We start from the raw sequence: 7,447 nt of genomic DNA, 5'->3' as shown, positions 1-7,447 counted from the left end.
TTAATAAAGTTCCATCTAAATCGGAAACTATTAATTTAATTTGGCTTAAAGACATGTGCAATTCAATATTTAAAATGTAAAGCTAGTGGATAAGTTTGTTATAAAACAATTATTATAGTTTAAGTTATAATTAAATGGCATAAAAAAATCCGATTCAATTAAGAATCGGATTTTCTATTTTATAAGCGAAGTATTGTTATACAAATGGCAAAATGCCCTTTATTTTACTTTATTCACAATTGCTTCAAAAGCATCTGGATTGTTCATTGCTAAATCAGCTAAAACCTTACGGTTTAATTCGATATTATTAGCTTTTACTTTACCCATAAATTGTGAGTAAGACATTCCATGTAATCTTGCTCCAGCGTTAATACGCGTGATCCATAATGCACGGAAAGTTCTCTTTTTGTTTCTACGGTCTCTGTATGCATATTGCATAGCTTTATCAACCGCGTTTTTGCTACTGTCCAAACGTTTTTACGACGTCCAAAGTAACCTTTTGCTTGTTTAAGCACCTTTTTTCTTCTGGCTCTTTTGGCAACAGAATTTACTGATCTAGGCATAATTTAAATTGTTTTTTGTAGTAGGCGGTTAATTAATTAACCACTTTGTAAAGGCCTAACTCCAGGGTTTATAAATAATTTGTAACCAATTAAGGTAATGTTACTTTAAACGCATCATTACTTTAATATTGTTCTCATCCGCTTTATGTACTAAACCGTCATGAGTTAACTTAAGCTTACGTTTTTTAGACTTCTTTGTTAAGATGTGACTTTTAAAAGCGTGCTTTCTTTTAATTTTACCAGTACCAGTAAGCTTGAAACGCTTTTTAGCACTAGATTTTGTTTTCATTTTAGGCATTTTGTTTCCTAGTTTTAATTATTTCGCTTATAATATTGTGGTCCTTAATAAAGGATACTATTTACTTTTTAGGAGCAATAAACATGGTCATACGCTTTCCTTCAAGTCTTGGCATTTGCTCTACTTTTCCAAATTCTTCCAAATCTTGAGCTAATCGTAATAATAATATTTGTCCTTGCTCTTTAAACACAATTGATCTCCCTTTAAAGAAAACAAAAGCTTTTAGCTTTGCACCTTCTTTTAAGAATTTCTCGGCGTGTTTCTTTTTAAATTCGTAATCATGGTCATCTGTTTGAGGACCAAATCGAATTTCTTTGATAACAACTTTTGTAGCCTTGGATTTTAATGCTTTTTCCCGCTTCTTCTGTTCATAAAGAAACTTCTTGTAATCCATTATTTTACATACAGGCGGATCTGCTTTAGGCGAAATCTCCACCAAGTCAAGTTCTTGCTCTCTTGCAAATTCTCTTGCTTCTTTAGTGGTATAAATTCCTACTTCAACATTTTCTCCAACTAGACGCACTTTTTCTGCTCTAATCTTACCGTTAATGTTGTGCTGATCTTCCTTAATGATTCTTGCCGGACCTCTTGATCTTTTTCTACGTATTGCTATGACTTATATATTTTAGTTAAACTTAATTTTAAAATTGTCTTTTTGTTTTATTTATCTCTGTTTTAACAATTTCTGCAAAGGTATCTACACTAATCGTGCCTAAATCTTCACCACCATGTTGTCTTACAGATATCTTGTTTTCTGCTTCCTCTTGTTCCCCAATGATAATCATATAAGGCGTTTTACTCATTTCAGCCTCTCTAATTTTCTTACCAATGGTCTCGCTTCTGTTATCTACAAGTGCGCGAATTTCGTGATTTTCTAGCAAAGTTAAAACTTTTTTCACCGTATTTCTCGTATTTCTCACTAAGAGTTAATATAGAAACTTGATTTGGCATTAACCAAAGCGGGAAATTTCCTCCTGTATGTTCCAGTAAAATTGCTATAAAACGTTCCATACTCCCAAAAGGCGCACGGTGTATCATTACAGGTCTGTGTGTTTCATTATCACTACCTTTATAAGATAATTCAAAACGTTCTGGTAAATTATAATCAACCTGAATAGTTCCTAATTGCCATTGTCTACCTAAAGCATCCTTAACCATAAAGTCTAATTTAGGTCCGTAAAATGCAGCTTCGCCAGTTTCTATAACATAATTTAAATTTTTATCTTTCGCAGCATTTATAATAGCTTGTTTCTGCTTTTTCCCAGTTTTCTAAACTTCCAATATATTTTTCTGGCTTTTCTGGGTCACGCAATGATACTTGTGCAGTAAAGTTTTCAAATCCTAAAGATCCAAATACATACAACACTAAATCAATAACATTTTTAAACTCTTGATCTAATTGATCTGGAGTACAAAAAATATGGGCATCATCCTGCGTAAAACCTCTAACTCTTGTTAAACCATGTAATTCGCCACTTTGTTCATATCTATAAACAGTACCAAATTCAGCAAAACGCTTTGGTAAATCTTTGTAAGACCATTGCATACTGTTATATATTTCACAGTGATGTGGGCAGTTCATTGGTTTTAGTAAAAATTCCTCACCTTCTTTTGGCGTAGTAATTGGCTGGAAGCTATCTTCACCATACTTAGCATAATGTCCAGAAGTAACATAAAGCTCCTTTTGTCCTATATGTGGTGTAACAACCATTTCATAACCTGCTTTTTTCTGAGCAGCCTTTAAAAAAATCTTCTAAACGCTCACGTAAAGCAGCACCTTTTGGTAACCATAAAGGTAAACCTGCTCCAACTTTTTGAGAAAAAGTAAAAAGCTCAAGTTCTGTTACCTAACTTTCTATGGTCACGTTTTTTAGCTTCTTCTAATAAAGCTAAGTATTCAGTTAATTCTTTTTGTTTTGGAAAAGATGTTCCGTAAACACGTGTTAATTGTGGTTTGTTTTCATCACCTCTCCAATAAGCACCTGCAACAGATAATATTTTTACAGCTTTAATAATCCCTGTGTTCGGGATATGTCCACCACGACACAAATCAGTAAAAGTAGAATGGTCACAAAAAGTAATAGTCCCATCCTCAAGATTTTCAATTAATTCAGTCTTATATTCATTGTCTTTATATAAAGATAAAGCATCGGCTTTAGTAACAGATCGCATAGCAAACTCATGTTTGCCTCTTGCAATCTCTAACATTTTAGTTTCAATGTTTTTAAAATCTTTATCAGTAATGGTCTCATTACCAAAATCAACATCATAATAAAAACCATTATCAATAGCAGGACCAATAGTTAATTTACTATTAGGATATAACTCCTCAATCGCCTGAGCTAATACGTGGGCAGAACTATGCCAAAATGCTTTCTTTCCTTCATCGTTAGTCCAAGTGTAAAGTACCAAAGATCCATCTGTTGTTAATTTCGTAGATGTTTCAACGGTTGTTCCATTAAAGCTTGCCGAAATAACATTTCTTGCCAATCCCTCGCTAATACTCTTAGCAACATCCATAGGTGTAGAATCTTTTTCAAAAGATTTACACTACCGTCCGGTAAAGTAATTTTTATCATCAATATAATATTAGACCGCAAATATAATAGGATATTAGTAATTGGCAATACAACTCTTAACTAATACTAAATAAATTCACACAATAAAATAATGGCGTTACCCAAAGGGTCAGGCTTTCACTACTCGCTTTTTTTACATAATATTATACATATACATAATGTCTATTTGTAATACGCAATATAATAGCCAATATATAATAGGAAACAAAAAAGAGCTCAAGCAGACCGTTCAATCCTTAACGCAAGCATCTCAAACTAATTTATACTAGTAAAAGTAACATAGTGTCTATTAAACCACCGTAATTAGTTTAAATCACAACCAATTCAAATAAAAATATTTCATAACCTGTTAGCAATAAGGCATTAAAGGTTTGTATTAAAATAAAATTAAAAAAAGATTAAAAAAAGGGTTGTGGGAAAGAAAAAGGCTTGTATATTTGCACCCCGAAAACGACGTAACTGATGTTACTGAGAGTAGAGGAAAACGTTCTAAGATATATTGAAAGTGAAGTTTAAAAAAGAAAAAACTTTTTTTTTAAATAAAGCTTGTGGGATTTAAAAAAGCGAATTATATTTGCACCCGCTTAAGGAAATAACATCTTAAGAGACAGAGAAAAAAGTTCATAAACATATTGAATTGACAGCGTAAGAATTAATTGGAAACGATTAATTTAAACAAACGAGAATAAACCATTTTGAGTACTGAAAACATTATTAATTGTTAAAACATAGTCGTAAGACTTAAAATTTAACGATGAAGAGTTTGATCCTGGCTCAGGATGAACGCTAGCGGCAGGCTTAACACATGCAAGTCGAGGGTAGCAGGGAGCTTGCTCCGCTGACGACCGGCGAACGGGTGCGTAACGCGTATAGAATCTACCTCTTTACTAAGGGATAGCCCAGAGAAATTTGGATTAATATCTTATAGTATGTTAACTTGGCATCAAGATGACATTAAAGGTTACGGTAAGAGATGACTATGCGTCCTATTAGCTAGATGGTGTGGTAACGGCACACCATGGCAACGATAGGTAGGGGCCCTGAGAGGGGGATCCCCCACACTGGTACTGAGACACGGACCAGACTCCTACGGGAGGCAGCAGTGAGGAATATTGGACAATGGAGGCAACTCTGATCCAGCCATGCCGCGTGCAGGAAGACTGCCCTATGGGTTGTAAACTGCTTTTATACAGGAAGAAACACTCTCACGTGTGAGAGCTTGACGGTACTGTAAGAATAAGGATCGGCTAACTCCGTGCCAGCAGCCGCGGTAATACGGAGGATCCAAGCGTTATCCGGAATCATTGGGTTTAAAGGGTCCGTAGGTGGATAATTAAGTCAGAGGTGAAATCCTGCAGCTCAACTGTAGAATTGCCTTTGATACTGGTTGTCTTGAGTATTATGAAGTAGTTAGAATATGTAGTGTAGCGGTGAAATGCATAGATATTACATAGAATACCAATTGCGAAGGCAGATTACTAATAATATACTGACACTGATGGACGAAAGCGTGGGAGCGAACAGGATTAGATACCCTGGTAGTCCACGCCGTAAACGATGGTCACTAGCTGTTCGAACTTCGGTTTGAGTGGCTAAGCGAAAGTGATAAGTGACCCACCTGGGGAGTACGTTCGCAAGAATGAAACTCAAAGGAATTGACGGGGGCCCGCACAAGCGGTGGAGCATGTGGTTTAATTCGATGATACGCGAGGAACCTTACCAGGGCTTAAATGTAAATTGACAGGTTTAGAAATAGACTTTTCTTCGGACAATTTACAAGGTGCTGCATGGTTGTCGTCAGCTCGTGCCGTGAGGTGTCAGGTTAAGTCCTATAACGAGCGCCAACCCCTGTTGTTAGTTGCCAGCGAGTCATGTCGGGAACTCTAACAAGACTGCCAGTGCAAACTGTGAGGAAGGTGGGGATGACGTCAAATCATCACGGCCCTTACGTCCTGGGCTACACACGTGCTACAATGGTAGGGACAGAGAGCAGCCACTGGGTGACCAGGAGCGAATCTATAAACCCTATCACAGTTCGGATCGGAGTCTGCAACTCGACTCCGTGAAGCTGGAATCGCTAGTAATCGCATATCAGCCATGATGCGGTGAATACGTTCCCGGGCCTTGTACACACCGCCCGTCAAGCCATGGAAGCTGGGAGTGCCTGAAGTCCGTCGCCGTAAGGAGCGGCCTAGGGTAAAATCGGTAACTAGGGCTAAGTCGTAACAAGGTAGCCGTACCGGAAGGTGCGGCTGGAACACCTCCCTTTCTAGAGAAAGACAATTATTGTGTTTTTTTATGTAAACAAAAAGTTTATTCTCCTGCTGTTGATTTATAATCTATTATAGTAGAGTCTCATAGCTCAGCTGGTTAGAGCGCTACACTGATAATGTAGAGGTCGGCAGTTCGAGTCTGCCTGAGACTACTAATACTATGATAAAAGGAAATTCTAGAAGTTGTCAATTCTAAATAAGTAATTCTGAATAGAACATTCGGGATTCCTATATGGGGGATTAGCTCAGCTGGCTAGAGCGCCTGCCTTGCACGCAGGAGGTCATCGGTTCGACTCCGATATTCTCCACTATTCAGTTTTAACTGAAAAAGTTCTTTGACATATTGAAAAAAGATACATGAAAATTTAGTGAGATTTTTCTCATTAAAATTAATGTGGTATTATACTAATCGTAGTATAATACTGCATAGAACTCATTAAAAAGCAAATAGTACAATAAGCTAAATAAGAGCGTATGGGGAATGCCTAGGCTCTCAGAGGCGATGAAGGACGTGATAAGCTGCGAAAAGCTGCGGGGATTGGCACATACAAATTGATCCGTAGATATCCGAATGGGGCAACCCAGCATATTGAAGATATGTTATCCGAAAGGAAGTAAACCCGGAGAACTGAAACATCTAAGTACCCGGAGGAGAAGAAAACAAAAGTGATTCCGTTAGTAGTGGCGAGCGAACGCGGATTAGCCCAAACCAGTATTGTTAAGGCAATGCTGGGGTTGTAGGACTACAATATTTGAGCTGTAATGAATTAGAATAGTTTGGAAAGACTAACCAAAGAGGGTGATAGTCCCGTATAAGTAAAGAACAGTAAGATAGTAGTATCCTGAGTAGCGCGGGACACGAGTAATCCTGTGTGAATCAGTCGGGACCATCCGATAAGGCTAAATACTCCTGAGAGACCGATAGTGAACTAGTACCGTGAGGGAAAGGTGAAAAGAACCCTGAATAAGGGAGTGAAATAGATCCTGAAACCATACGCTTACAAGCGGTCGGAGCCCTTTGGGGTGACGGCGTGCCTTTTGCATAATGAGCCTACGAGTTACCGTTGCTAGCAAGGTTAAGTGATTAAGTCACGGATCCGTAGCGAAAGCGAGTCTGAATAGGGCGCTTTAGTTAGTAGTGGTAGACGCGAAACCGTGTGATCTACCCATGGGCAGGTTGAAGCTGTAGTAACATACAGTGGAGGACCGAACCGGTTGACGTTGAAAAGTCTTCGGATGACCTGTGGGTAGGGGTGAAAGGCCAATCAAACTCGGAAATAGCTCGTACTCCCCGAAATGCATTTAGGTGCAGCGTTGATTTATAGTTTTATAGAGGTAGAGCTACTGATTGGATGCGGGGGCTTCACCGCCTACCAATTCCTGACAAACTCCGAATGCTATAAAATGTTAATCAGCAGTGAGGGCATGGGTGCTAAGGTCCATGTCCGAAAGGGAAAGAACCCAGACCATCAGCTAAGGTCCCAAAATATATGTTAAGTTGAAAAAACGAGGTTGAACTGCTTTGACAGCTAGGATGTTGGCTTGGAAGCAGCCATTCATTTAAAGAGTGCGTAACAGCTCACTAGTCGAGCGGTTCGGCATGGATAATAATCGGGCATAAACATATTACCGAAGCTATGGACTTGTAAAAGTGGTAGGGGAGCATTGTAGTGGCGTTGAAGGTGTGCTGTGAGGTATGCTGGAGTAGCTACAAAAGAAAATGTAGGCATAAGT

General features: G+C 38.2%; 2 protein-coding genes, 2 tRNA genes, 2 rRNA genes and 2 pseudogenes (1 of these 8 running past the window's edge). 4 read left to right on the top strand and 4 right to left on the bottom strand.

The window, feature by feature from the left end:
• Positions 1 to 219 precede the first annotated feature (219 nt).
• The 4 genes and pseudogenes from rplT to thrS form a co-directional block, all read right to left on the bottom strand.
• Positions 220 to 563: pseudogene (gene rplT, locus JM82_RS03055) on the bottom strand (50S ribosomal protein L20).
• Between the two features lie 100 nt (positions 564 to 663).
• Entirely contained in the window at positions 664 to 861 is a 198-nt protein-coding gene (gene rpmI, locus JM82_RS03050; protein WP_090839495.1) for a 50S ribosomal protein L35, read from the bottom strand.
• A gap of 61 nt (positions 862 to 922) precedes the next feature.
• Positions 923 to 1,432 carry a translation initiation factor IF-3 gene (gene infC, locus JM82_RS03045; RefSeq protein ID WP_261375276.1) on the bottom strand — a complete coding sequence of 170 codons (510 nt, stop codon included), beginning with the start codon at positions 1,430 to 1,432 and terminating at the stop codon, positions 923 to 925.
• Positions 1,433 to 1,502: 70 nt separating this feature from the next.
• A pseudogene (gene thrS / locus JM82_RS03040) lies at positions 1,503 to 3,440 on the bottom strand (threonine--tRNA ligase).
• Positions 3,441 to 4,191: 751 nt separating this feature from the next.
• On the opposite strand from thrS, the gene JM82_RS03035 reads away from it, so the two are divergent.
• The 4 genes from JM82_RS03035 to JM82_RS03020 form a co-directional block, all read left to right on the top strand.
• Positions 4,192 to 5,708 (top strand): 16S ribosomal RNA (locus tag JM82_RS03035).
• An 83-nt stretch (positions 5,709 to 5,791) separates the two neighbouring features.
• A tRNA-Ile gene (locus JM82_RS03030) sits at positions 5,792 to 5,865 on the top strand.
• Between the two features lie 82 nt (positions 5,866 to 5,947).
• A tRNA-Ala gene (locus JM82_RS03025) sits at positions 5,948 to 6,021 on the top strand.
• Between the two features lie 145 nt (positions 6,022 to 6,166).
• A 23S ribosomal RNA gene (locus JM82_RS03020) occupies positions 6,167 to 7,447 on the top strand (it continues 1,538 nt past the right edge of the window).
• The 16S and 23S rRNA genes sit together here with 2 tRNA genes alongside, the layout of an rRNA operon.

It is taken from the genome of Olleya sp. Hel_I_94 (assembly GCF_007827365.1).
Lineage (GTDB): Bacteria > Bacteroidota > Bacteroidia > Flavobacteriales > Flavobacteriaceae > Olleya.
Note: the sequence above shows the minus strand (reverse complement) of the source record. Positions and strands in the feature narration are given on the sequence as shown.

Bases quoted from the DNA above. Each gene is read 5' to 3' on its own strand.
- rpmI (WP_090839495.1), bottom strand. From the start codon at position 861: ATGCCTAAAATGAAAACAAAATCTAGTGCTAAAAAGCGTTTCAAGCTT.